The organism is Paenibacillus forsythiae T98, from assembly GCF_000520735.1.
GTDB lineage: Bacteria > Bacillota > Bacilli > Paenibacillales > Paenibacillaceae > Paenibacillus_AQ > Paenibacillus_AQ forsythiae.
In genome coordinates this window covers 1-24,503 of sequence record NZ_ASSC01000217.1, presented here as the reverse complement: position 1 = coordinate 24,503, position 24,503 = coordinate 1, and the positions used below count along the sequence as shown (strand labels likewise).

Below are 24,503 nucleotides of genomic sequence, written 5' to 3'. Positions count from 1 at the left end.
ATTATCCTGTAAACAGGATCACTGGTAACGGAGATGATCCGATTGTGCCTACTATTAGTTCAACACAATAACTCAGGAGCGCTAAAGCACACTGTCCGCCACCGGCTTGCACCACCCGCCGGTTCTCTGAAGACCTTCAGTAGCTTTGTTCCATCATCGGTTTGGCTTGATCCATTTTTCATAAAGAAATGTAACATGGCTATGCCAGATGTGTCAATAGGATTTTGCCGAATGATTGTGGTATGATGCTGTTGCCAGGTATCAGTCGTGGAAGAACGGAAGCTGCGGCACCGTTTCCTTGCTGTAATACTGCTGGCGCCATTTGGAGAATTCCTGGTCTCCCAGCGCGCCGGTCGATACAAGCAAGGAGGTCGCGCTTTGGATGTCCTTGAGCTTCAGGGACGACGCAGTGCCGGAATGAATCAGATTATCCAGCTTGGCCGTTACATCCTGCGGTTCGTAATCCTCGAAAATTCTGCGGTTCAGCAGGATTTCCGCGATAGCGGCGTTCTTGAGCAGCAGCGGCATTTTGCTCCACTCCGCAAGCGGGATCGTCTTCAGGTCGCCCGTTTCGGAAGGAATGGAGGAATTCTTCTGGGAGCCCCATTTGAGCATGGAGGCATAATAGTTGCTCTGGGCCAATAGTCCGTACTTGACTGCGCCGGCTGCCAGTTCCCCGTCTTTCAGCGCCTGTGCCGCCTGCGCCCGCGAGGAGTCCGAGGATGCCTGATCGGCAGCTTCGGCGAACAGACGAAGGCTCTTCAGAATATTAAGCTGCCCCTCCTTCAGCAGGGGGGAATCGTCGAAGATAGACGACTGGGGCACTTGCGAGTAAGCGCCGTCCGCGAGTGTGCGGAGATTCTTGAGCAGCTTCCGGCTGTCCTCGCCTCCTCCCCGAACCAGCAGGTCAACCTGCTCGTTCCAGTTGCGCTTGAATTCCCGGTAGGGAGAAAATACGTTATGATAGAACGTAACGAGATCCGTCTGGCGGTAATAGGCGAAGGATTCGGTCGATTGCCCCCCGGCGTTCAATTTCTCATATTTGGCCTCGACCTTGTCAGCGCCGACCTTCACTCCGGTAAAGAAGACGGCAAAGGCGGAGATCAGGCAGAACAAGAATCCAAGGGTGTACAGCAGGGGCTTGCTGGATTTGCGGTGCTTCATGAATAACGGCTCCTTTTTCTGTAGGGATGAAATGGGTTATAGTTGTCAGGATATCTAAATATTTAAGAACAGGCAGGGTATTAATGAAAAAGTTTAAATTTGGCGACATTAAGGTGAGAAAAGCTACTCCGGAGCAGTTAACCGACCGACTGCTTTTAGTTAATCTTTATTTCACGCAAGGTCTTACCCTTATTATCGGTTTGGTCTGGATATTATTGCAGAAAAGAAATCCTTTTCATGTACTGAATTTTCCCGAAAGCGGACATTTTGCAGCTTGGGGACTAGGTCTCGCGGTCATTATGCTCGTGGTTGACTTCGTGTTAACCTATATTGTCCCCGTAGAAACGATGGATGACGGCGGGATCAACGAGCTGTTGTTCCGCAATCGGCCGGTTTGGCACATCGCGCTGATCGCCGCCATCGTGTCCATCTGTGAAGAGCTGCTGTTTCGAGGCGCTGTGCAGTACGCCTTCGGGCCGTATTGGACAAGCATTCTGTTTGCAGTTATCCATGTGCGTTACTTGAGGCACTGGATTCCGACGGGCTGGGTATTTGCCAGCAGTTACGGTCTCGGGCTTATTTATATCCATTCCGGCACGATCTGGGCGCCTATTTTATGTCATTTCATCATCGACCTGTTCTCAGGGCTGGTGATTCGCTACAGGAGGGAGTCATGAGTGATGAGCTCAGCCGGGTGAAGTCCCGCCAGAACAAAAGAAACCGCGAGAATGCGTCCGGCGCCAAGGCAAGCAGGCCGCGCAAAGCGGAAGCTTCGTCGCCAAGAACAAAAGAAGCATCCTCCCAGACCCTGTCCCGGTCGCGCAGAAAGAACGCTGATCGCGGCAAGTCCAAAGCGGCGCAGAGAAAAACCGGAACCGGACGGGGAGGGAGGAGGGCGGACCGGCCCAAGCCGGGGGAAGGAGAACAATCCCCCCCGTCTCGCTCAGCCGCCCACCGCTCGGAGCGGATCAGGCTCAGCAAGCTGTTTGTTAATTCGCTGAATGTTCTGTTCATGCTGCTGCTGATCTTTCTGCTGTGGTGGGGAATCAAGGGCGCTCCGCCGCTTCAGACGCTGTGGTAGCGGGCTGGGTCGCTTCGCTCGTCGCTGCGGGAGCGGCAGCGATTGGCGCAGCCATGCTGGCTGAAGCCTTCCGGAACCGGCTTGTCAGGACGGACATCGAGCTGGAAGCCCTTCCCCGGGCGTTTGACGGTTACCGGATTCTGCTCGTCACCGATATCCACAGGCGAATCCTGCCTCGGAAGAGGCTTGCCGGTTTAAAGGGAACAATAGATCTTGTGCTGGCGGGCGGCGATATGATTGAGAAGAACTGCCCGCTGCAGCGTCTCCACGACAATATGGCGCTCCTCGCGTCGATCGGGCCTGTCTATGCCGTGCACGGCAACCATGACTATAAGGCGGGCATAGCCAAGGTGGACCGCATCCTTGAGCTGAACGGAGTCCGGCTGCTGACGGATGAGAATATTTCGCTTGAACGGGACGGAGCGGCGCTGTGGCTTACCGGCGTGAATCATCCGAGAACAGGCGGCAGGAATGGATATGCTCCCCTGCCGAATTTGCCTGCGGGAGCCGAGAAGGCCTGCCGGATTATACTTGTGCATGATCCGATGTGGCTAATGCGCCGGCCGACCGTTCCGGCCGATCTTGTCCTGTCGGGCCACACCCACGGAGGGCAGATCGTTCTGCCCATCCTTGGGCTCAGGCATGTCGAAGCCTTCTACCGCGCCTATTCGGCGGGAATGTACCGATGGCCTAAAGGAGACGGTACGGATCAGGAGGCCAAGCTGCTGATCAGCCGGGGATTCGGCACCGCCCATCTGCCGCTGCGCTTCCGCAGTCCCGCCGAGCTGAATATCCTTACGCTGCGCCTGTCGCAATCCGGCTTATCAAAGTAGGGAAGGCTTAATTCGCAGCTCGCCAAGACCGGCGTTCATGCAATGGACACCTTCGTAAAAAGGCCCCGCTCATCATCCGCCGGATGGGTCGGGGCCTTTTTACCACTAACTCCGCTTTACCGCATTTTCGGTTCAATGCTCCGCGGATCGACAAATCCGTAGCCCTTGCTCTCCAGCGTGGTCAGCAGCTTATCCAGCGCTTCGGTTGTCCACGGCAGTTCATGCATCAGGATATTGCTGCCGGAATGAAGCTGGCCGGTGACGTTTTGAATCAGCTTTTCCGTCTTGCCCGCGTCTTCCTCGTTCATGGTCCAGTCCAGAGAGCCGTTCGACCAGGTCATATACAGCATACCGTTCTCCGCGGCGATCCTCTTGCCGACATCCCCGCCAGCCCCGTGGGGAGGACGGAAGAACACCGGCGTGTCCCCGGTTATTTCCTTTACGATTCTTTGCACATCCTCGATCTGCTTCTTGACGGCGGTATACGGCTTATCCTTGAGGACGATATGATCCCAGCTGTGGTTGCCGATGATGCCCCCGCGTTCCTGAATCAGCTTCAGCAGCTCCGGATGTTCCTTGATGCGGTACCCGTTGACGAAAAAGATCGCTTTGGCCCGGTGTCTGTCCAGCGTGTCGAAGATGGAATTGATGAGCTTCGCTTCCTTCGGTCCGTCGTCGAACGTCAGCAGGACGATCCTTTTGTTCGTGCTTTCCTCATTGGGCTTGATGTCATAATTCTTGTTCATGTGGTACAGAAACGGCACTTTCACGTCCGTTCCGCTTCCGTCCCGCTCTCCGGAATCCGCGCTGCCCCCAGCCGGCGAAGCGGAAGCTGCCGGCCGCGCAGAGGCGTTCCCGCTGCCGACAGCGGGAGCGGAGGCCAGTGCGGAGGGACCGGCTGTGGGAGCTGCGGTCACGGCAGCCGGAGATGAAGCCTTCGCGCTGTGCGCCGCAGGCGCCGCTTCGCCGCCTTGAGCGCCGTTCTCGGCGCTGCTGCACGAGGTCAGCAGAAAGGCGGCAAGCAGCAGCGCTGCTGCTGTCTGTTTACCCACTTATTTCAACTCGCTTTCCTGTGATTAAGCTGTATGACGCTTGGATCTTCTGCGAACACTAGAGACGATTTTATCATACAAGGAGGTATTAAATGTGAAGACTTCGTCATTTTTTTTCGGAGTGATGCTGGGCGCCACCGCGAGCATGCTCATGTCCAAGAAGCGGAATATGTTCATTCCCTTGATGGGACAGTCCGGGGCCGCCGAAAAAGCCAAAAATAAAATCATGGACATGGCGACCACAGGCTTCGGCAGCACTTCCGCAATCCAGCAGGGAGCGAAACCGGAAAGCTCCGGACCGGAGGGGCTCAAGGCAGATACGTCAGCCCGCTCCAAGGAATCCAACCTGAGCATGCTTAAGGATTTTATCCGCAGCAATCCGGATGTCAAACGCGACGTGGAGAAGATTCTCAAAGAAACCCATACAGCCATACCGGGTCTGTAACCGCAAATTGCCGTCAGAATCATTTTGGAGATTCCCCATCGCCAAAATGGTTCTTTTTTTTGAGCGGCCTGTCAATCACGGCATTATGAGGCAAGTTACAGCGCCCGGCTGATTATTTTAATATTTTTGAAAATGTGGGGAGTCTGGCCTATAATATATTTACGTGCATTTGTCGCGCCAAAATGGTAACATACATACATATCAATCATGATATTGACTATTTTTGGCTCATTACTCTGGACTCATCATACACTATAATGAATATGAGCTTTCAAAAGGAGGATCCTGTCATGAGAATAGAGCGTTTAAGTCAAGATAAGATACGGATTTTCCTCACTTTTGACGACCTGAGCGAGCGGGGAATCCAGAAAGAAGACATGTGGCAGGAAGTCCCCAAAGTTCATGACCTGTTTACGGAAATGATGGACCAGGCATATACTGAACTCGGATTTGACGCAACCGGTCCACTTGCCGTGGAAGTGTTCGCTCTGCCCGCACAAGGCATGGTCGTCATCGTTACCCGGGGCAAATACGATCATCAGTACGGCGCGCCGGGGGAAGAAGAATTGCCCGATGAAATTTACGAAATGGAAGTTACCCTTGAACAAGCGGACTCCATTGTCTACGCTTTCCGCGATTTCGAAGTCGTGGTTGAAGCGGCGCATGTACTCATTGGCAATATTACTTCCGCTGGCAAGTTGTACTCTTATCAGGATAAATGGTACTTCTATTTCGATCCGAAGGAATTCGAGGAACCCGCGTTGTCGGCCCTTGTGGCTGTGCTTGCCGAATTCGGAGATTCGTCTTCGGTGACCGAGGCGGTGCTGGATGAATACGGCAAGACGGTTATGGCGGAGAACGCCGTTCAGCAACTTTGCGCCTTTTTCAAACGCCAGGAATAATGAGGAAGGGGTGGATCTTCGGTGGCCCTTTGCCTGTTCTTGCGACAACGCCGGCTGGTCCTGCCTGTTACACAGGGATAGGCCGGCTATTCTTTTATTTTCCGAAGCGGGGAGGTACATTCGGTGCTTTTGTTATCGGTGGTTTCGTCGGCAGTGGCACCGGGACTTGCTCTGCTGATTTATTTTTACCTGAAGGACAAGTACGATCAAGAGCCGCTTCATATGGTGCTCAAGGTTTTTGTGCTCGGCCTGCTGATTGTCTTTCCGGTCATGATTATTCAGAGAGGCTTGACGCTTGGGCTGGAAACGGGGCCTTACACGGACTCATTCCTGATTTCCGCCGGAGTCGAAGAGTGCCTGAAATGGTTCGTGATGTATCACATTATCTACAATCATACCGAATTTGACGAGCCGTATGACGGCATACTTTATGCTGTGGCGATTTCGCTTGGTTTTGCGACGATTGAGAATGTGATGTACGCCTGGTACAGCCACGCTTCGCTTGGCTCCATGTTTCTCCGGGCGCTTCTTCCGGTGTCGGGGCACGCCATGTTCGGCGTTGTGATGGGATACCATCTCGGCAGAGCCAAATTCTCGAACGGGGTCAAAAGGCGCGGCATTCTGGCCGTTTCGCTTCTCCTTCCCTGGATATGGCACGGAATCTACGACTTCATTCTGAACACAACGGCGAACTATTGGATTTGGTATATCGTTCCGTTAATGGCCTTCCTGTGGTATGGGGGCATGATCAAGGTCGCGAGGGCCAATAACCTGTCGCCTTTTCGCTTGCTGAAACGGGAGGAAGAGGTTAATCTGTAGCGCGGATGGACACAATGTTACCGGGAATAGCTCCTGTAGAGGAATACCGCCCGGAAGCGAGGTGTCTTTTTTGCGTGTAAAGGTTCGGATCGTATGCAAGCAGTGCGGCGAAAGCTATATTCTGCGCGGAATAAAATATCATGGCATTGTCCAGACGGGCTTTAAGCAGTGTCTGTGCAATTGCACCGAAGGATTTCTGATTGAAGAGCAGGCCTGACAGGGCGTCTGCTCTTTTTTGCATTTTGCCGGAACCGTTTGGCACGATCAATTCTGCCTCTGCCGGTGCATAAGACCTCTTTGTTTATGTCAAACTAACGGCAATAAGCTACAAGAAGGGAGTCTTCCAGCCATATGTACAGAAGATTGAGTGCCGTATTGTTCCCGTTGACCGCGCTTTTGCTCATCGGCGCGCTTGTATGGGGTTATCAGGAGAATCAGGAGAAAAACGCGGTGCTGCTGAAGGCCGAGAACCAATACCAGCGGTCCTTCCATGATTTGTCCTATCACATGGAGCGGCTGCATGGCGAACTTGGCAATGTGCTTGCCGTCAGCTCCACTTCCGATGGAATGCACCGTAAATTTCTTACGAATGTGTGGCGGCTTACCAGCGAGGCGCAGAACGAGATTAATCAGCTTCCGCTGACCCTGCTGCCTTTCAGCAAGACGGAGGAGTTTCTCTCCAAGATTTCCAGCTTCTCTTATAAAGCGGCGGTGCGCGACTATACTGACAAACCGTTGACTGACGGCGAAATGAAGAACCTGACGGCTTTGTATAAAAGCTCCGGCGAAATTTCCAAGGACCTTCAGGAGGTGCAGAACAAGGTTATTTCGAACCACCTCCGGTGGATGGACGTTGAATCGGCTCTGGCTACGGAGAAGAAAGCCGAGGACAATACGATTATCGACGGCTTCAAAACGGTGGACAAAAGGGTGAGCGCGTATCCGGAGCTCGATTGGGGGCCATCGGTGGCCAGCGTCTATGACAAACGTTCGGTCAAAAAGCTGGACGGTCCGCCCGTCTCTGTGGATGATATCCGCCGCAAGGCGCTGAAATACGCGGATGCCGGCAGCGGGGCCAAGGTGCAGGTTACCGAGAACGGAAAAGGAACGGAATGGCCAACCTACACAGCGACGGTAAGCGGAGCGAAAGAAACGATAAGCATGGATTTTACAACCAGAGGCGGGCTGCTGATTTCTTACAATAATAACCGCGAGATTGGAGCCCCCCGGGTATCGATGGATGATGCGGCCGCCAAGGCCGGCGAATTCCTGAAACGCAAGGGATACTCGGACATGACGCCCGTCAGCGCCGACCGTTACGGCAATATGGCCAATTTCACATTTGTGACCAAGCAGGACGGAGTGCTTATCTATCCCGAAAAAATAACGGTCCGCTCTGGGCTCGACACCGGCGATACCACCGGTTTTCAGTCCAGCGACTATGTCAATGAGCACCAGGAGAAGCGCAAAATCGCCAAGCCCAAGATGAGTCTTGCCGAAGCCCGGAAGAAGCTGAACCCGGATTTAAAGGAGCTGTACAACCGTCCTGCCTTGATTGAGAACGATGACGGCGAACAGGTGCTTACCTACGAATTCGGCGGCCGGATCAACGGCTCTAAGTATCGTATTTATCTGAATGCGGACTCCGGCATGGAAGAAGCGGTCGAGGAGATCCGAACCGCATCCGGCGCCCAGCAACAATTATAACGCCCACAGGTTTCTTAAGGAGCAAACAAGAAGGCTGTCCGCTTGCGGATGGCCTCTTAGCCTGATTACGGGCAGGGCCCTGTTCTCCCTGAAAAGGATTTGCACCGGAGCGTCTTGCAATTTTTTCTCACCCAGCCGCTGCAACCCATGGTATAATCGGCTTTAGAATATCTTACTAATTTCATTGGCGGTGACATGCTTGTATCCCAAAATCAACGACAATCTGTTCATCCAGGAAGCCTCCAGCGACGCCTCCGAAACGGAAGTTGAATACCGATCCAGAATAGCGGAAGTGGAAGACGAGGCGTTTCTGATTGAAATTCCGATGCAGGAAAGCAACGGACGGTTGAAGAAACTGCATATCGGGGATGAACTGTCGGTTTATTTTATGACCGAGGGCGGAATCAAAAATTATTTTTACACGCATGTGCTCGGTTTCAAGGAAGACGTTATCCGAATGGTCCGGGTGCACAAGCCCGCGAAGGATGAGATTCTGAAAATTCAAAGACGGAGCTTCCTGCGCGTCAGCGCGGAGCTTGAACTGGCGGCCAGAACGGCAGCGGGCATTCGCTTCCTCGTTCGCACCGAAGATATCAGCGGCGGCGGAACTTCGTTCATGACGGATATAAGCGTGCCGCTCGAAATGGGCGACCATCTGCAGTGCTGGATTCTTCTCCCTTACCGTAACGGCTCCAGCGAGCATGCTCAATTTGAGGCTGAGGTTGTGCGGATGAAGAAACTGGAGAACGGGCGAAGTCTGGCCATGCTCAAATTTGTGAACATCCTGGACGGCGAACGCCAGAAAATTATTCGCTACTGTTTCGAGCGGCAGTTTGATTTCCGCAACCGTTAGCGCGAGTCCGGTATACACCGGAATTTGCCGCCAATCCCCGATTTATTCTCTATATTTTGAGTCTATGCGATTTTGCACTGCTGTACAAACTGTGATATAATTTTATAAGTCGCAGGCAATGCCTGCTTTTTTCTTGAAGATATCAGAAAGTATGAATTTATGTTCGTGCTTTCCGGTATGTCAAGTGGAACTACCGCCAAGCGCGGCCTTGGCCTTATTTTGAGGAGGAATGCCCCTTTGGTTAGGCAGGGGACACATATCGCTGACAAAATCAACGTCGCTATCGACGGACCTGCCGGGGCAGGCAAGAGCACAGTAGCCCGCATGGTTGCACACAAGCTTTCTTACATTTATGTCGATACGGGAGCAATGTACCGGGCGGTGACCTGGTATATGATCCGTAAAGATATTGTGCCGGAAGATCACGATAACGTGCTTCAAACAGTGCGAAACATGGTGATTGAATTAATACCCGGAGAAAATGTGCAGAAAGTGATCATCAACGGGGAAGATGCGACTCCCCATATCCGCAGTCTTCAGGTCAGCGGCATGGTATCGCAGTATGCCAAGATCGAATCCATTCGAACGAGACTGAGTCAGCTTCAGCGAGAGATGGCGATTGGCAAAGGAGTCGTAATGGACGGCCGCGATATCGGCACAACCGTACTGCCGGATGCCGAAGTGAAGATTTTCATGACGGCAAGCGTGGAAGAGCGGGCTCTTCGCCGCTACAAGGAACTGAAGGACACTGAAGAGGTGAGCCTGAAGCAGCTTGAACACGATATCGCGCAGCGAGACCTCCTTGACCAGAGTCGGGAAATTTCGCCGCTGCGGCGCGCCGATGACAGCATTCTGCTTGATACGACGTCGATGAATATCGTACAGGTTGTGGAGACCATCGTGTCCCACTGCAGATCTTATGTTCGCGGGGAGAGAAATCATTAATGATTTATGTCATTTGCCGGGGATTGCTTCGCTTGATTTATTCCGTTCTGTTTCCGCTAAAGACGGTGGGAATTGAAAATATTCCGAATGAGGGCGGAGTGCTGCTATGCGGCAACCATACCAGCAATCTTGATCCCTTTACCATGGGAATCAAGCTGGAACGCAAAGTGAATTACATGGCCAAGGCTGAGCTGTTTAAGGTTCCTGTTCTCGGTCCTCTGATCAAGAGGGTGGGCGCTTTTCCGGTTAAACGCGGAGGCGTGAGCAAGGAATCCATTAAAACAGCGCTTCATTTACTCCGAAGCGGGCAGGTAATGGGCATTTTTCCGGAAGGAACACGGAACAGCGATGTCGGCATCGCCAAGAAAGGAGCGGCAACCTTCGCCCTCCGCAGCGGCGCGGCAGTCGTTCCGGCGGCGATAATCGGCCCATATAAGCCTTTTCGCCGGATGGTCGTCGTTTACGGCGCTCCGATTGATCTGAGCGAGTACGCCGCAGGCGGCAGCGATTCGGCTGAAGCGGTTACCGATCTCATTATGTCAAGAATTCGGGAGATGCTGGCAACCGGCAAGCCAAGCGGGAAATGAGCAAGCGGCGGGAACCGGATGAACTCCCGGGCCTGAAAGCGGCATAGCCGTTATTTTTTGGAACATAATAGGAAAGTAACATTACAGCGGGGCATTCGTTAAATAGGTATGTTTTGAACCCTGCTCTAGCGCGGGTTTAAATAAATGGGGTTTTGAATCGAGGAGGGTAATCACATGTCTGAAGAAATAAGAAATCAGGAAGCTGCGGAGAATAACGAATCCGTGGAGGCGGTAGATTCCGCTACTAACAACCAAGAGGAAATTGCAAACCAGGATGAACTGGAACAAATCATTTCCTTGAAAAAAGGCGACACCGTGAAAGGAACGATCGTCAAAATCGAAGATAACCAAGCTTATGTGAGCATTGGATATAAATATGACGGCGTTATTCCGATTCGCGAACTGTCTTCCGTTCAACTCGACAATGCCGCTTCGGCTGTTGAAGTCGGACAAGAAGTGGAGTGCAAGGTGGTCAGCATCAATGACAACAAGGAAAGCCTCGTTCTTTCCAAACGCGCTGTGGACAGCGAGAAATCCTGGGATGATCTGGAGAAATACTATAATTCCCAGGAATCGTTCGAAGTCACCGTGGCCGACGTTGTCAAAGGCGGTCTGGTTGCCGATGTGGGCGCCCGCGGATTTATCCCCGCTTCCATGGTTGAGCGTCATTTCGTTGAAGATTTCAGCGATTACAAAGGCCGCACGCTGCGCGTGAAAGTGAAAGAGCTTGACCGTGAGAACGGCAAGGTTATTCTTTCCGCCAAGGAAGTGCTCGAAGAGGAATTCGAAGCCAACAAACAAAGAATTATGTCCGAGCTTTCCGAAGGTCAAATCATCGAAGGTACGGTACAACGTCTGACTCAATTCGGCGCGTTCGTCGATGTAGGCGGCGTTGATGGACTTGTTCACGTCTCCGAAATCGCCTGGAGCCATGTTGACAAGCCTTCCGATGTCATCTCCGAGGGTGAGAAAGTTCGGGTGAAAGTGCTGAAGGTTGATCCGGAAAAAGGCAAAATCAGCCTGAGCATCAAAGCTGCATTGCCTGGTCCTTGGGATACCGCTGCCGACAAGATCCATATTGGCGATGTGGTAACAGGCGAAGTGAAACGCCTTGTCAACTTCGGCGCGTTCGTTGAGCTGTTCCCGGGCGTAGAGGGCCTTGTTCATATCTCGCAAATTTCCCACAAGCATATCGGCACACCGCATGAGGTGCTGAAGGAAGGGCAAGAGGTTCAGGTTAAAGTTCTGGATTTCAACCCGTCCGAGAAGCGTGTATCCTTAAGCATCAAGGAAACGGAAGAAGCTCCGGCTCCTAGTGCCAAACCGGAAAGAAACAGAGACCGGGCGCCTAAAGAAGTCCTTGACAACCCTAATGTTTCGCTTAGCAATCAAGGGCTCAGCTTTACGCTGGCTGAACGTTTCGGCGACAAGCTGGACAAATTCAAGGGCAAATAATTCCCTTCTTGAGATATAAGACTGAATAAGCTGAGCGCTTATTTATGGCTTATATTTTATAAGAACCGGCTGGCGGCTCTTATAATCCGACATAATGGGTATACTTATCGGCGAACCCTTTACTAAGAGGGTTCGCCGATTGTGTTTTCAGGCGTTAGCCAAGCGAGGGCTTTTTTGCTATGATGGGAAACGTAAGGCAGACAGGAGGAATGAAACATGGCAAGACCCGTTGTGGCCATTGTAGGAAGGCCCAATGTTGGGAAGTCTACAATTTTTAACCGGCTGATCGGTGATCGGCTGGCTATTGTGGAGGATAAACCCGGAATTACCCGTGACCGGATATACGGCGTATCGGAATGGAACGGCAAGGCGTTCAGTGTGATTGATACGGGGGGTATCGAAATCGATGGCGAGGATACGATTCTGAAGTCTATCCGTGTTCAGGCGGAGCTGGCGATCGAGGAAGCGGATCTGATCGTGTTCATGTGTGAAGCGAAGAGCGGACTGACAAATGCGGATGAAGAAGTCGCCCAGCTGCTGTTCCGGTCAGGCAAGCCGGTCGTGCTCGCAATCAACAAGGTGGACAATATGAAGCGGGCTGAAGATATCTATGAATTCTACAGCCTGGGCTTCGGAGATCCGATTGGCATCTCCGGCAGCCACGGCACCGGAATCGGCGATCTGCTGGATGAGGTTACAGAGCGGCTTCCGGAGCCGCTGGATGAAGAATACGACGAGGATGTAATCCGCGTCGCGCTGATCGGGCGCCCGAATGTGGGCAAATCGTCTCTGGTCAACGCAATTCTCGGCGAGGAGCGCGTTATTGTAAGCGATGTGGCGGGAACGACCCGCGATGCAATAGATACGCCGTTTGAGCGTGACGGCCAGCGCTATGTGCTGATCGATACCGCCGGTATGCGCAAGCGCGGCAAAGTGTATGAAACGACCGAGAAATACAGCGTCATGCGCGCCATGCGGGCCATTGAACGGGCGGATGTCGTTCTCGTCGTAATTAACGGCGAAGAAGGCATTATCGACCAGGATAAGCATATCGCCGGTTATGCGCATGATGCCGGCAAGGCGTCGATGTTCGTAGTCAACAAGTGGGATGCCGTCGAGAAGGACGACAAGACGATGCAGCATTTCGAGAACAAGATCCGCGACCATTTCCTGTTTATGACCTATGCGCCGGTCGTCTTTCTGTCCGCGCTGACGAAGCAGCGCCTGCATAAGCTGCTTCCGGTTGTGCAGCATGTCGCGCAGCAGCATTCCCTGCGCATTGCCACACATCTGCTTAACGATGTCGTCTCGGATGCGGTTGCGATCAATCCGCCTCCAACCGATAAGGGACGCCGTCTGCGAATCAACTATGTAACCCAGGTGGCCGTGAAGCCGCCGACGATTGTCGTATTCGTCAACGACCCTTCGCTGATGCACTTCTCCTATGAACGTTACCTGGAGAATAAAATCCGCGGTGCGTTTGATTTTGAAGGAACGCCGATCCGAATCTTTACACGGCGAAAATCCGACGATGAATAGGAGAGAAAAAGCGTGGCGTTTGAAATTGCAGCAATTGTGATCAGTTATTTGCTTGGCTCCGTCAGCTTTAGCGTGCTTCTGGCCAGGCTGATTCGGGGGATTGATATCCGCCAGTACGGCAGCGGCAACGCCGGAGCGACCAATACACTGCGGGTCCTGGGAACAGGACCGGCTATACTGGTGCTGCTCTTGGATGTGCTAAAAGGTATTGCCGCCGTCTGGCTCGGAGTATGGGCGGACGAATGGGGGGGCTGGGTCTCTGCGGCCTGCGGCATTGCGGCGATCATCGGGCACAACTGGCCGCTTTACTTCCATTTCAAAGGCGGGAAAGGCATCGCAACCACGATTGGCGTAATGGCGACATTGGCTTTTCTGCCTGCGCTGTACGCCGGTATTATCGCCATACTTTCTATCTTTGCAACCCGTTACGTCTCGCTCGGCTCGCTTCTGTTCGTATCATTGACACCGGTGTTCCTGCTGTTCACCGGGTTTACATATCCGGTGCTGTGGACAAGCCTGATCATCGCCGTCTTTGCATTTTGGCGGCACCGGACGAATATAGTTAAAATTGCACAGCGTCGCGAGAACAAAATCGGCTCCAAATCCAAAGGAGGGAAGCGCGTTGTCTGACAAAGTCGCCGTATTGGTAGCGGGCAGTTGGGGAACGGCGCTGGCAAGCGTTCTGTCGGCGAACCATCCGGAGGTTTATCTGTGGACGCGCAACGCTGCCCAGTCAGAGGAGATTAACACCAGACATACAAATGAGCGCTATTTGCCGGGAGTGGTGCTCCCCGCTAACATTATCGCCACGACCGATATGGCAGAAGCGGTTGAAGGCGTCAAGGCGGTGGTCATCGTGGCTCCATCATCGGGCATGCGCCAGGTTGTCCGCAGTCTGAAGGCTCATTGGAAAGAGGATACGCTGTGCGTTCATGCAACCAAGGGCTTTGAGACAGAGACGATGAAAAGGATGTCCACGGTGATATCCGAGGAGCTTGGCTGTGAGGAAGGCCGCATCGTTGTCCTCTCCGGTCCGAGCCATGCGGAGGAGGTCGTCCGTCATTGCCCGACAACGGTTGTCGTCGCTTCGCTGGATGAGCAAGCCGCAGCCCGGGCTCAGGATCTGTTCATGAACAATGATTTCCGGGTATACACGAACCGGGATATGCTCGGCGTGGAGCTGGCGGGGGCGCTCAAGAATATCATTGCGCTTGGCGCGGGGATGTCTGACGGGCTTGGCTACGGAGATAACGCCAAGGCGGCGCTGATTACCCGGGGCATCGCGGAAATTTCCCGTGTCGGCGTGGAGCTGGGGGCCAATCCCATGACGTTCGCCGGACTCGCCGGAATCGGCGATCTGGTCGTAACGGCGACAAGCAAACACAGCCGCAATTGGCGGGCGGGCTCTCTGCTTGGGCAGGGAAAACCGCTGGATGAGGTGCTGGAGTCGATGGGCATGGTGGTTGAAGGAATACGAACAACCCAGGCTGCTTATTCCATCTCTGCCAATTTGGGCGTTCAGATGCCGATTACGGACCAAATATATCATGTGCTATTTCTCGGCCGAAGTCCACGGGAGGCTGTCGAAGCGCTTATGGGACGCGATCCGAAGGCCGAACTGGAATCCATTTCCCAGGAAACCTGGGAACAATGGCATACGTGAAGCAGCTCTTGCGGCCCTCACCTTTTCACGGATATCCTCATATGCTGTATCGGGGATTGACGGAGGAGGGATGACAAATGAGCCGAAATTTTTCCAAGGACGCCTTGAACGCCATCAATAAAAAGGCGGGCAAAAACATCTCGGAAGGCGCAGTTAAAAGGCTGGCCGGCACAGTAAAGCCGGGAACGCTTCAGAGTGAAGCCCAGCTCCGCCAATTGATCAAGCAGGTATCCGCCATGGCCAAAGTACCGGTCAGCGAAGATACGATCAAGGATATTATCAGCGCTGTGAAGAAGACCGGGGCGAATCCAAGCAGCATGGAAACCTTAATGAAGATGATGCTTAAAAAATAAGAGCTTTTTTCGAAAAGAGCAAAGAACCAGCGCGGTTCTGATGCTCTTTTTTTTGTAATCGTGTTATAATATGCCTATAATATCCATCTGGATTGGAGGAGTACGAATGGACCCGATGACTAAAATGTGGTTGTCCCTGATCGCCATTTTGATTATGGGGCTGTCCGTATTTCTCATTACGTTTGCCCGCAGCAGGACGAAAGGCCTGCTCCGAGGAGTGTTGTCCGTCATCGCTTTTGTCATCATGCTGATCGGGTTGCTCGGCGGCCTGGCCTCCATTATGTAAGCCATTACATTCTAGGGCGGCAAGCCCGTAAGATGTGGCCGAATAATGATGGAAAGCTGCCGTACCGGTCTCCTGGCAATACTGGAATTAACAGTGAAACCTAACAGCGTCGTACCGAACATATTTCTGATTGAATCGTAGCGCGATTTTTGAAGGAATGGGGCGTGAAGGAATGTTAACCGGTAATACAATGCCGCAGGGGCTTTGCAAAGCTCTTGGGCAGGCTGCTGATGCATTATGCTTTGGAGAAGAGAAAGACTCGCCCTTATGGCTGCTGGGAGGAAGCTGCGGGCTGCTTCTGCAGGATGTGCCGCTTGCGGCGCCTCCTCGCGATATCGATCTGTATGCCGATCTGGAAGCGGTGGACAGGCTTCATTCGGCGCTTGGACGGTATGCATGCGGGAAGCCGGCGGAAGACTGGAGCCGCGGATGCTACTCGCTGATCGGTCATTACCGGCTGGAAGATTATCACCTGGAGCTCGTATGCGGATTCAGGATATGCAGCGGCCCGTCGAAGTATAATGTGGAGACCTGCCTGCTGCAGGCGGGCGCACCCGCCGGGAATTATTCCGGCGTCGGAAGGCTGCGGCTCATGCCGCTGGCCCATGAATTTGTATTCAATGTGCTGCGCGGACGAAGAGACCGATATGAGGCGATCGCTTCGGTCATGAGGCGAAACCTGCCTGCTCATCTGCCTCTGCTGCAAACGCTGATCCGGCGCAATTCGCTCGAAATTGCCCATATCGGGCTGCTTGGCGAGCTGCTGGGCGTATCCGCCCTGTGCTCGTAATCGCGCTGACCTTATTTTGAAACGCCAAGAGGAGGATAACGGCATCAATGAAGCCGCATAGTGGAAATAAGATCGTCTTTTTGCCGGAGGGTCGGCAGACTGAAATTGCCCCAGGCGTGTCGCTGCTGCAGGCGGCGCGTAAGGCGGGCGTAAAAATAGCTACCCGCTGCGACGGGAAAGCCGGGTGCCTGATGTGCAAGGTCAAGATTGAGGAAGAGACTTTAGGAGCGGTGAACCCTCCTGGCGATATTGAACGCCGCAAGCTGGGAAGCCAGCTGAATGATGGCGTCCGCCTGGCCTGTCAGGCCATTGTGCGGGGCGACGTCCGTGTGACCGTGCCCGAGGACCCTCTGAAAGCGGCCGTACGGCGCAGGCTGGAAGAGGCGCGGCGCGGCCAGGAGGATGAATTGTGGTAAGTGTGCCGCCTCTGCGCGCCACGGCTGCGTTAAGTATTCTGTTCCTTGCTCTTGTTCTGTCCGGATGCCTGTATGCAGGCAGAGAGGAAGGCGGGACTGCGGCTAGCTACCGTGAAAGTGTGAAGCGGGTGCAGTCCGCTGTTGACGATTATTATAAGGAGAAGGGCCTGCTTCCGATCCTGAATGCCGACAGGGCGACGCCAAGGTTCGAGAAGTTCCGGATTGATCTGGATAAGCTGAACAAGATGGGGTATCTGGATGATATTCCGGCAACCGCTTTTGAAAAAGGGGGCAGCGCCTGCTTCTTGCTGCTGGATGAGGAGCGGAATCCGACCGTTAAGCTGATGGATCTCGTTACCGTTCAGGCTGTGAACGATGTAGAGCGGAAGGTGAAGCTGTACCGTACGGCCCATGGCGGCGAGCTGCCCGCAGCCGAAGAGCGGTATCCCGGTCTGTACAGGGTTGACGGCAAGAAGGCCGGGACGGAAAGGTTCAAGCTGAGAAGCGTATACTCCGGTCAGGCCCTGGATTTTATTATGGATAAGACCGGCTCTGTATACGCGGATTACGCCTTTGACATTATATCTGTGATAGACCGGGAGGGAGAGCAGCCTGCTCCGGAGGAGGATCTGCGCGACCTGCTTCTGCAAAATTCCTGGTTCGTCCCGGTCAAATCACTTCCTTATTATTGGGCCGGCGGCGAGCCGGTTCCCCGCGCTCCATCTGAAGGATAAGGGGCGGCAGCAGAAAATACGTGCTTTTATAAGAAAGGCGGTTGTCCGTGGGATAACTGTCTTTTTTGTCTGCCCATAATTTGCGGTTGGTCCGGCAACTGGCCGTAGAAGTTCTACTTCAGGCGGCCTGCTCATAAATATGATGAGAAAGCTTCCGGGCGCAAGCAGCGCCTGCCGTGTCCTCATGAGAGGCAACCCTTTAATTTGCGTGAAAGCCGGTCATAAATCCGCAGCGGGTACATATGATGATACTAGTCCAAATGCATGTCCGAGCGTTCGGAGTTCACCGCGCGGCAAAGCTTGCGGATCTTGCGGACCAAGCTTCAGCCGGGCCGTGCAACGTCCGGTTCGTGCCTTGAAGGCGATGAACACCGGCGGCAAGCGCGAAGTCGATGCTCTTCAGGCATTTTTTCTTCGGAAGTATATGAGGAGGGGATCTCTTTTGGAAAAAGTGGATATTTTCAAGGACATTGCCGAACGTACCGGCGGGGACATCTATCTGGGAGTCGTCGGCGCGGTCCGCACGGGGAAATCAACATTTATCAAACGGTTTATGGAAACGATCGTGCTTCCCAACATAACGAGCGAGGCGGACCGCGTGCGCGCTGTGGATGAGCTTCCGCAGAGCGCGGCGGGCAAGACGATTATGACGACCGAGCCCAAGTTCGTGCCGAACAACGCGGTTCAGATCAAGGTTGCTGAGGGGCTGGAGGTCAATGTCAGGCTTGTGGATTGCGTCGGCTACGCGGTCGATGGCGCCAAGGGCTATGAGGATGAGAACGGTCCACGGATGATCTCCACTCCATGGTTCGAAGAGCCGATTCCTTTTCAGGAGGCGGCCGAAATCGGCACCCGCAAAGTCATTCAGGAGCATTCGACGCTTGGAGTCGTCGTCACCACGGACGGCACCGTTGCGGAAATTCCGCGCAGCTCGTATGTGGATTCGGAAGAACGGGTCATCGCCGAACTTAAGGAGGTCGGCAAGCCGTTCGTGGTTGTCATCAACTCCACACGCCCCAAGAGCGAGGAGACTCAGCAGCTTCGCAGCGAGCTGGCCGCCAAATACGATATTCCGGTCATGACGCTCAGCGCGGCCACGATGTCCGAGGATGATGTCACCGGGGTGCTGCGTGAGGTATTGTATGAATTCCCGGTGCATGAAGTAAATGTCAATCTGCCGAGCTGGGTGATGGTGCTTCCCGAGACTCACTGGCTGCGCAGCAATTACGAGAACTCCGTGCGCGACACCGTCAAGGATATCCGCCGTCTGCGCGACGTTGACCGGCTGGTTTCCCAATTTGGCGAATATGATTTTATCGACAGGGCCGGACTCAGCGGCATGAATATGGGCCAGGGCGTCGCGGAAATTGATCTGTACGCGCCTGAAGAGCTGTACGACCAGGTGCTGATGGAAGTCGTCGGCGTCGAGATCCGCGGCAAGGACCATCTGCTGCAGCTGATGCAGGAATTCTCCCATGCCAAGCGGGAATACGACCGGTTCGCGGAAGCGCTTGAAATGGTCAAGACGACCGGCTACGGCATCGCCGCGCCTTCCCTGGCCGAGATGGCGCTCGACGAGCCGGAGCTGATCCGCCAGGGGACGCGCTTCGGGGTGAGATTAAAAGCGACGGCGCCGTCGATCCACATGATCCGTGTCGATGTCGAATCGGAATTTTCTCCGATCATCGGCACAGAGAAGCAGAGCGAGGAGCTTGTCCGCTACCTGATGCAGGACTTCGAGAAAGACCCGATCAAAATCTGGGAGTCGGATATTTTCGGCCGGTCGCTGCACAGCATTGTCCGGGAAGGCATTCAGGGCAAGATCGCCATGATGCCGGACAATGCCCGCTACAAGCTGCAGGAGACGCTGGGCCGTATCATCAACGAAGGCTCCGGCGGGCTGATTGCCATTATCTTGTAAGGCGCGCGGATGCAGTAAGAACGTAAGAAAAAGGAGCGGACGCGAGGTCCGCTCCTTTTTGCTTGCGGTTCGAAAGGCGCAGGAAATCATTTCAGCTTGTTTTTTGAGGAACGCCTTGAAATTATGGATGGCCTGTATTACTATAAATTTGTTGCGCATCCGGGGAAAGATGCCGGCAATGTTTCATTTTACGAAATAATCATGTATATTTTGCGTTGAAACGGAAACAGTGAACAATAACGGAGAACTTGCCAGGGAGGTGAGAAGAAATGAATAAATCTGATTTGATCAATCAAGTGACGGAAGCAACCGAACTTCCCAAGAAAGATGTTACCAAAGCGGTAGACGCCGTATTCGAAGCGATTACGGAAGCGTTGCAGAGCGGTGACAAAGTACAACTGGTCGGATTTGGCAACTTCGAAGTCCGCGAACGTTCCGCACGTAAAGGCCGTAATCCGCAAACCGGTGAAGAAATCGAAATTCCTTCCAGCAAAGTTCCGGCATTTAAACCGGGCAAGGCGCTTAAGGACGGAATTAAATAAAGATTTCTACATATCGGTTCTATAATTCTGACTTGCATCAACATGCCGCCCTTTCAGGCGGCATTTATTTTTAAGAGCGGCGAACGTTTGGTTAGGGAAGGGAGGATTAGCGATGAGCGAGAGCAAGAATACAGGTTCGCCGGATGCGCCGGAGAGCGATTATATCGTTATCAAGGCCAAAGAGAACGGCGTGCAGGTGATGGGACTGACGAGAGGTCTGGATACCCGCTTTCACCATACCGAGAAGCTCGACAAGGGTGAGGTGCTGATTGTGCAGTTTACCGACCACACCTCGGCGATGAAAATCCGCGGCAAGGCGGAGATTATGACCAAGCACGGACAATTGGAGAGCGGCATTTAAACCAGCAGGCATAGCCTGCTTTTTTTTGCATATAAAAAAGTATAGGTTTCACGCTTGTTTCAGGTCTTCTGTGCGCGGACAATGCTTCAAGGCGTAAAGGGGGATGAAGGATGAACCGGACCTGGTGGATTGGAGCGGCGATGCTGCTCACGGCGGTTTCCGCCGCTTTGCTTCCGCAGATAGAGAGGCTTCATTCCTCCCCGCCGGGCGAACACAGGACGGTGGAGACTCTCTCGTCAGCCGGAGAAGGCATCGTTCTTGGCGACGCCAATTTGGTGGATGAGGTGGGAGGTCTTCCTTTCTCGATGTCCATCGGCAGCGTAGGGTGGAAGGACGGAGTGCTGTCGCTGGATTTGAAAGTAACGGACAGCAGGCTTGAGCCGGGGGAGGTATATGCCGATATGGCCCTGGCCTTTTCCTTCGCTTTCCGGGATACGGAAAATGTCGATCAGGTTATGCTAAGAGTCATAGCGGAGGATAAGTGGCTCGGGACGGCTCGTCTGCTGCTGGCAGCGGACGCCAGGCGGCAGGAGCTGTCCGGCGAGCTGCTTAGGGAACTGCAAACGGCTGGCAATCTGCCGCTTCAAGGCCGTCTCAAGGCGGCTTTTCGAGTCAGTGAAACTAGCCTCTGGAAAAATCAATTCATTCCTCCCTCATCCGGGTAAAAGTAACTAAGAGACTTTGGGCGACCGCTTGCCTGGTCGTGCGTGACCCAAAAACATGTGCTATAATAGACAAGATTGTGAACAATGATCGTCATAATTTTTTATTGGCTCGGAGGCTGAAATGAAACCGTACCGCATACCGCAACTTGCTAAAACCTATACGGACTACGACATGATTCAGCGGCATACGGATCTGCCGCCATTTCCGGACGCCCGGGGATCATTGTTATATATATTTCTGAATCATGGCGCCGCCCGGACGCCCGACGCGGAGCTGTGCGCGCTCGTTACCGTGCTTGTTCAGCTCGGACTGGATACCCATGAGTCGATTGATCTTGCTGAAGGCTCATCCGGGGAAAAGGATATGCGTTCACGGCAGCTGAAGGTGCTGGCGGGAGATTATTTCAGCAGCTGGTTTTATCATATATTGGCCAAGCGCGGGGAAGTGGGGATCATCGGTTCCTTGAGCGCGGCAATCGCCGATTTCAATGTGCTTAAGGCGCAGCTCTTCATCAAGGCCAAAGAGATGATTCTTTCGGCTGAAGCTTATTTGCAGGCCGCGGTGCAGCTGAACATGCGGCTGTTCCTGTCTTTCACCCCCCTGATCGACCGCCCTCTTGCCGAGGCGTGGGAGAATCTGCTGTATGAATTCAGCCGGTGCGAGACGATAGCGCTGGAGCTGAAGCGCGGAGCTTCGCCCGTCGAAGCGCAGCGGGGCTACTGCTACTGGCATTTGCTGGAGGCGGCAAGCGAGGAGGAGAGACGGCAGCTTCGGGAACGAAAGCTTGCGCCTAAAGACTGGAAGAAGCTGAAAATGAAATATAAATGCGAATCCCTGCTGACGGACAAGCTGCATCAGGCGATGGATTCCATCCAGAAGATCCTTCAGGATCTCAGGGACGAAAGCCTGACCCGAGAGATTCGGGGGGCGCTGGACCGTTTCCTTTTGCAGCTCAAAATGTCGGGACAAGCGGCGGGGGAGGCATAGATCATACATGAACAAGTCAACAGTTGCCGGCGATAACGGAGTCAAGCCGAAGGAACAGTTTGTCCATTCCGTATTTGAAAAAATCGCCGGAAAGTACGATACGATGAACGATATACTGAGCTTCCGGCGCCACAAGGCCTGGAGGCGGTTTGCCATGGACAAGATGGCCATGCGCCGAGGAGATACCGCGGTTGATCTCTGCTGCGGTACCTGCGACTGGAGCATCGCGATGGCCGAGAGCAGCGGAACCGGCGGCGTCATAGGGCTCGATTTCAGCGAGGGCATGCTCGCCGTCGGGCGCCGCAAGGTGGAGCAGCGGGGGCTTGGCGACCGGATTTCCCTTGTACAGGGCAACGCAATGAGCCTTCCGTTCGGTGACAGCTCCTTCGATTACGCTACCATCGGCTTTGGTCTGCGCAATGTGCCCGATCCCGTTCAGGTGCTTCATGAAATGATGCGCGTGGTGAAGCCCGGAGGCATGGTTGTCTGCCTTGAGTTGTCCAAGCCTACGGCACAGCCTTTCAAAGGCATTTATTATTTCTATCTTACACGGATGCTGCCGCTGCTGGGCAAGCTGTTCGCGAAGAGCTACGAGCAATACAGATGGCTCCCCGAATCGCTTGCGCTGTTCCCGGACCGAAAGCAGCTGGAGCGGATCTTCCGTGAAACCGGACTGGAGCGCGTGGAATCCTTCCCCTTGACTGGAGGCATCGCGGCATTACACATTGGGCTCAAGGAGAATGTGGATGTTTAAGAAAATCAGTATTTTTCTGCAAATGATCAAGTTTGAACATACGTTATTCGCTCTTCCGTTTGCATTTATGGGGGCCTTGCTCGGTTCGATGGTTATGTCCGGCTCGCTTCCTTCCTGGCGAGACATCGGCTGGATCATCATCGCCATGTTCGGCGCCCGGAGCGCCGCGATGGGACTGAACCGGTTGATTGACCGCGTAAGCGACGCCAAGAATCCGCGGACAGCGGGCAGAGCGATTCCTGCGGGATTGCTGAAGGCGGGGGAAGTGATCGTTTTTGTCGCCTTTTCCTTCTTCCTGCTGTTCTGGGCGGCGTTCAAGCTGAATCCGCTGTCAGCGAAACTGCTGCCGATTGCGGTGTTTCTGCTGGTGTTCTACTCATTTACGAAGCGTTTCACTTGGGCTTGCCACCTGATACTGGGGCTTACGATTGCGCTGGCCCCGCTGGGGGGATGGGTCGCGGTCACTGGCAAGGTGGACTGGACCGCCATGGTATTTTATTTCACCATCATGTTCTGGACGGCCGGATTTGACGTGATTTACTCCTGCCAGGATGTGGAGTTCGACAAGAAGGAAGGACTGCATTCCATTCCGGTCCGGTTCGGTGTTGCGGGCGCGCTCAGGATCGCCAAGGTGTTTCATATCTTGACCGGCATCGGCTTCATATCGTTGCTGTTCATGGCTCACCTGAGCTGGTGGTATATGGCCGGCATGCTGATCGCTTACGTGATTCTGTTCTATGAGCATCACATCGTTTCTCCGAATGATCTGAGCCGTTTGCAAACGGCGTTCTTCACGATGAACGGCGTGCTCAGCATCGTCGTATTCTCTTTTACCTTGATCGACCTGGTGGTGCAGTTGAGCAAATGAGGAATTCACAATCAAAGGGCTTTATAGTCGGCATTACGGGGGCCAGCGGCGCGATCTACGGGGTGCGCCTGACCGAAACGCTGCTGTCCCTTGGGCTTACGGTGCATCTCGTTGTCAGCAATGCGGGCTGGCGGGTTCTGAAAGAAGAGCTGGGCTGGAACGTCTCGGACCGGGAGGGCGTTCTGAACGATCATTTCAGGGGCCGTCCCGGTTCTCTGCGCTATCCCCCCGTCGCCGATATCGGAGCTTCCATCGCGAGCGGCTCCTTCCGGACGGAAGGGATGATCATCATGCCCTGTTCCATGGGCACGCTGTCGGCTGTGGCCAGCGGCTCCTCCGACAATTTGATGACCCGCGCTGCGGATGTGATGCTGAAGGAGGGGCGGCCGCTTGTGCTTGTCCCCAGGGAGACTCCGCTGCATGCGATACATTTGGAAAATATGCTGAAGCTGTCCCGGCTCGGCGTTCGCATCATTCCGGCGATGCCGGCTTTTTATTTCGGACCCCGCAGCATGGATGATCTGGTCAACTTTATGGTCGGGAAGGTGCTGGACAGCTTCGGTATGGATCACGCCTTATTCCGCAGATGGGGGGATTCATGATGAAGAGGGGCCCTGCCGTAATCGGCAAAATCAGCTATACCAACTCATGGCCCGTTTTTTTTAACTTTGATCCTTCCGCACTCTCCTTTCCGGTCCGGATGATCAGCGAGGTGCCCTCCGTGCTGAACCGGGGCATGGCCTGCGGCGACATTGATGTGGGAGCGCTGTCCTCCTTCGC

General features: G+C 53.9%; 31 protein-coding genes and 1 other annotated feature (1 of these 32 running past the window's edge). Of the genes, 29 read left to right on the top strand and 2 right to left on the bottom strand.

Annotation, left to right across the window (positions count from 1 at the left end):
- Positions 1–166: a binding site (T-box leader), on the bottom strand; it reaches 63 nt to the left of the window's first position.
- Positions 167–261: 95 nt separating this feature from the next.
- Positions 262–1,164: a hypothetical protein gene (locus tag L692_RS0107660; RefSeq protein ID WP_025698647.1), complete on the bottom strand. Its 903-nt coding sequence runs from the start codon at positions 1,162–1,164 to the stop codon at positions 262–264.
- An 83-nt stretch (positions 1,165–1,247) separates the two neighbouring features.
- Here L692_RS0107660 and L692_RS0107655 point away from each other — a divergent pair, with 83 nt between their 5' ends.
- The 3 genes from L692_RS0107655 to L692_RS0107645 are packed head-to-tail and all read left to right on the top strand — an operon-like array spanning position 1,248 to position 3,078.
- Positions 1,248–1,841 carry a CPBP family intramembrane glutamic endopeptidase gene (locus L692_RS0107655; protein ID WP_025698645.1) on the top strand — a complete coding sequence of 198 codons (594 nt, stop codon included), beginning with the start codon at positions 1,248–1,250 and terminating at the stop codon, positions 1,839–1,841.
- Entirely contained in the window at positions 1,838–2,245 is a 408-nt protein-coding gene (locus L692_RS0107650; RefSeq protein WP_025698644.1) for a hypothetical protein, read from the top strand. The genes L692_RS0107655 and L692_RS0107650 overlap by 4 nt, the downstream gene beginning before the upstream one ends.
- The gene (locus L692_RS0107645; protein WP_198027721.1) at positions 2,200–3,078 is read left to right on the top strand and encodes a metallophosphoesterase; all 879 of its coding nucleotides are present in this window, start codon (positions 2,200–2,202) and stop codon (positions 3,076–3,078) included. Before L692_RS0107650 ends, L692_RS0107645 begins: the two co-directional genes overlap by 46 nt.
- A 116-nt stretch (positions 3,079–3,194) precedes the next feature.
- Here the strand turns inward: L692_RS0107645 and L692_RS0107640 are convergent, their stop codons facing one another.
- Entirely contained in the window at positions 3,195–4,130 is a 936-nt protein-coding gene (locus L692_RS0107640; protein WP_025698640.1) for a polysaccharide deacetylase family protein, read from the bottom strand.
- Positions 4,131–4,224: 94 nt separating this feature from the next.
- Between L692_RS0107640 and L692_RS0107635 the strand changes: the two genes are divergently transcribed.
- From L692_RS0107635 to L692_RS31710, 26 genes are all read left to right on the top strand, one after another.
- Positions 4,225–4,575: a hypothetical protein gene (locus L692_RS0107635; RefSeq protein WP_025698638.1), complete on the top strand. Its 351-nt coding sequence runs from the start codon at positions 4,225–4,227 to the stop codon at positions 4,573–4,575.
- A 290-nt stretch (positions 4,576–4,865) separates the two neighbouring features.
- The gene (locus L692_RS0107630; protein ID WP_025698636.1) at positions 4,866–5,477 is read left to right on the top strand and encodes a genetic competence negative regulator; all 612 of its coding nucleotides are present in this window, start codon (positions 4,866–4,868) and stop codon (positions 5,475–5,477) included.
- 123 nt (positions 5,478–5,600) lie between these two features.
- Positions 5,601–6,296: a glutamic-type intramembrane protease PrsW gene (gene prsW / locus L692_RS0107625; RefSeq protein ID WP_025698634.1), complete on the top strand. Its 696-nt coding sequence runs from the start codon at positions 5,601–5,603 to the stop codon at positions 6,294–6,296.
- A gap of 70 nt (positions 6,297–6,366) precedes the next feature.
- A complete protein-coding gene (locus tag L692_RS32490) occupies positions 6,367–6,513 on the top strand; it encodes a hypothetical protein (RefSeq protein ID WP_169744918.1) in 147 nt (48 codons plus the stop codon).
- 134 nt (positions 6,514–6,647) lie between these two features.
- A complete protein-coding gene (ypeB, locus tag L692_RS0107615; protein WP_025698630.1) occupies positions 6,648–8,003 on the top strand; it encodes a germination protein YpeB in 1,356 nt (451 codons plus the stop codon).
- A gap of 199 nt (positions 8,004–8,202) precedes the next feature.
- On the top strand, positions 8,203–8,856 hold the full coding sequence (locus L692_RS0107610; protein ID WP_025698628.1) for a flagellar brake protein: 654 nt from the start codon (positions 8,203–8,205) through the stop codon (positions 8,854–8,856).
- A 237-nt stretch (positions 8,857–9,093) separates the two neighbouring features.
- A complete protein-coding gene (gene cmk / locus L692_RS0107605; protein WP_025698627.1) occupies positions 9,094–9,801 on the top strand; it encodes a (d)CMP kinase in 708 nt (235 codons plus the stop codon).
- Positions 9,801–10,388, top strand: a complete 588-nt coding sequence (locus tag L692_RS0107600) for a lysophospholipid acyltransferase family protein (RefSeq protein ID WP_025698626.1) — start codon at positions 9,801–9,803, stop codon at positions 10,386–10,388. Before cmk ends, L692_RS0107600 begins: the two co-directional genes overlap by 1 nt.
- 174 nt (positions 10,389–10,562) lie before the next feature.
- Positions 10,563–11,843: a 30S ribosomal protein S1 gene (gene rpsA / locus L692_RS0107595; RefSeq protein ID WP_025698625.1), complete on the top strand. Its 1,281-nt coding sequence runs from the start codon at positions 10,563–10,565 to the stop codon at positions 11,841–11,843.
- Positions 11,844–12,059: 216 nt separating this feature from the next.
- Positions 12,060–13,382 (top strand): ribosome biogenesis GTPase Der, encoded by a 1,323-nt coding sequence (der, locus tag L692_RS0107590; RefSeq protein ID WP_025698623.1) that lies wholly within the window; start codon positions 12,060–12,062, stop codon positions 13,380–13,382.
- A 12-nt stretch (positions 13,383–13,394) separates the two neighbouring features.
- Positions 13,395–14,012, top strand: coding sequence for a glycerol-3-phosphate 1-O-acyltransferase PlsY (gene plsY / locus L692_RS0107585; RefSeq protein WP_025698622.1), 618 nt, complete (start codon positions 13,395–13,397; stop codon positions 14,010–14,012).
- Complete coding sequence (locus L692_RS0107580; RefSeq protein ID WP_025698620.1) at positions 14,005–15,045, top strand: NAD(P)H-dependent glycerol-3-phosphate dehydrogenase; 1,041 nt, start codon at positions 14,005–14,007, stop codon at positions 15,043–15,045. Before plsY ends, L692_RS0107580 begins: the two co-directional genes overlap by 8 nt.
- Before the next feature lie 77 nt (positions 15,046–15,122).
- Positions 15,123–15,398, top strand: a complete 276-nt coding sequence (locus L692_RS0107575; RefSeq protein ID WP_025698618.1) for a stage VI sporulation protein F — start codon at positions 15,123–15,125, stop codon at positions 15,396–15,398.
- A gap of 106 nt (positions 15,399–15,504) precedes the next feature.
- Positions 15,505–15,684 (top strand): DUF2768 family protein, encoded by a 180-nt coding sequence (locus L692_RS0107570; protein ID WP_025698616.1) that lies wholly within the window; start codon positions 15,505–15,507, stop codon positions 15,682–15,684.
- A gap of 172 nt (positions 15,685–15,856) precedes the next feature.
- Entirely contained in the window at positions 15,857–16,474 is a 618-nt protein-coding gene (locus tag L692_RS0107565; protein WP_051503453.1) for a hypothetical protein, read from the top strand.
- Positions 16,475–16,521: 47 nt separating this feature from the next.
- On the top strand, positions 16,522–16,890 hold the full coding sequence (locus tag L692_RS0107560; RefSeq protein WP_025698613.1) for a 2Fe-2S iron-sulfur cluster-binding protein: 369 nt from the start codon (positions 16,522–16,524) through the stop codon (positions 16,888–16,890).
- A complete protein-coding gene (locus tag L692_RS0107555; protein WP_025698612.1) occupies positions 16,884–17,624 on the top strand; it encodes a DUF3939 domain-containing protein in 741 nt (246 codons plus the stop codon). The genes L692_RS0107560 and L692_RS0107555 overlap by 7 nt, the downstream gene beginning before the upstream one ends.
- Before the next feature lie 442 nt (positions 17,625–18,066).
- Entirely contained in the window at positions 18,067–19,545 is a 1,479-nt protein-coding gene (gene spoIVA, locus L692_RS0107550) for a stage IV sporulation protein A (protein ID WP_025698611.1), read from the top strand.
- A 269-nt stretch (positions 19,546–19,814) separates the two neighbouring features.
- Positions 19,815–20,087 (top strand): HU family DNA-binding protein, encoded by a 273-nt coding sequence (locus L692_RS0107540; protein WP_025698610.1) that lies wholly within the window; start codon positions 19,815–19,817, stop codon positions 20,085–20,087.
- Between the two features lie 112 nt (positions 20,088–20,199).
- Positions 20,200–20,448, top strand: a complete 249-nt coding sequence (gene mtrB, locus L692_RS28075; protein ID WP_025698608.1) for a trp RNA-binding attenuation protein MtrB — start codon at positions 20,200–20,202, stop codon at positions 20,446–20,448.
- A 110-nt stretch (positions 20,449–20,558) separates the two neighbouring features.
- Positions 20,559–21,113, top strand: coding sequence for a hypothetical protein (locus L692_RS0107530; RefSeq protein ID WP_025698607.1), 555 nt, complete (start codon positions 20,559–20,561; stop codon positions 21,111–21,113).
- 121 nt (positions 21,114–21,234) lie between these two features.
- Positions 21,235–22,101, top strand: a complete 867-nt coding sequence (locus tag L692_RS0107525; RefSeq protein WP_025698605.1) for a heptaprenyl diphosphate synthase component 1 — start codon at positions 21,235–21,237, stop codon at positions 22,099–22,101.
- 7 nt (positions 22,102–22,108) lie between these two features.
- Positions 22,109–22,855 (top strand): demethylmenaquinone methyltransferase, encoded by a 747-nt coding sequence (locus L692_RS0107520; RefSeq protein WP_025698603.1) that lies wholly within the window; start codon positions 22,109–22,111, stop codon positions 22,853–22,855.
- On the top strand, positions 22,848–23,723 hold the full coding sequence (locus L692_RS0107515) for a UbiA-like polyprenyltransferase (RefSeq protein WP_025698601.1): 876 nt from the start codon (positions 22,848–22,850) through the stop codon (positions 23,721–23,723). Before L692_RS0107520 ends, L692_RS0107515 begins: the two co-directional genes overlap by 8 nt.
- Positions 23,720–24,325 (top strand): UbiX family flavin prenyltransferase, encoded by a 606-nt coding sequence (locus L692_RS0107510; protein WP_025698599.1) that lies wholly within the window; start codon positions 23,720–23,722, stop codon positions 24,323–24,325. Before L692_RS0107515 ends, L692_RS0107510 begins: the two co-directional genes overlap by 4 nt.
- Positions 24,322–24,503, top strand: a 182-nt coding sequence (locus tag L692_RS31710) for an MqnA/MqnD/SBP family protein (RefSeq protein ID WP_332258254.1), incomplete at its 3' end; no start/stop codon positions are given. The genes L692_RS0107510 and L692_RS31710, both read left to right, overlap by 4 nt.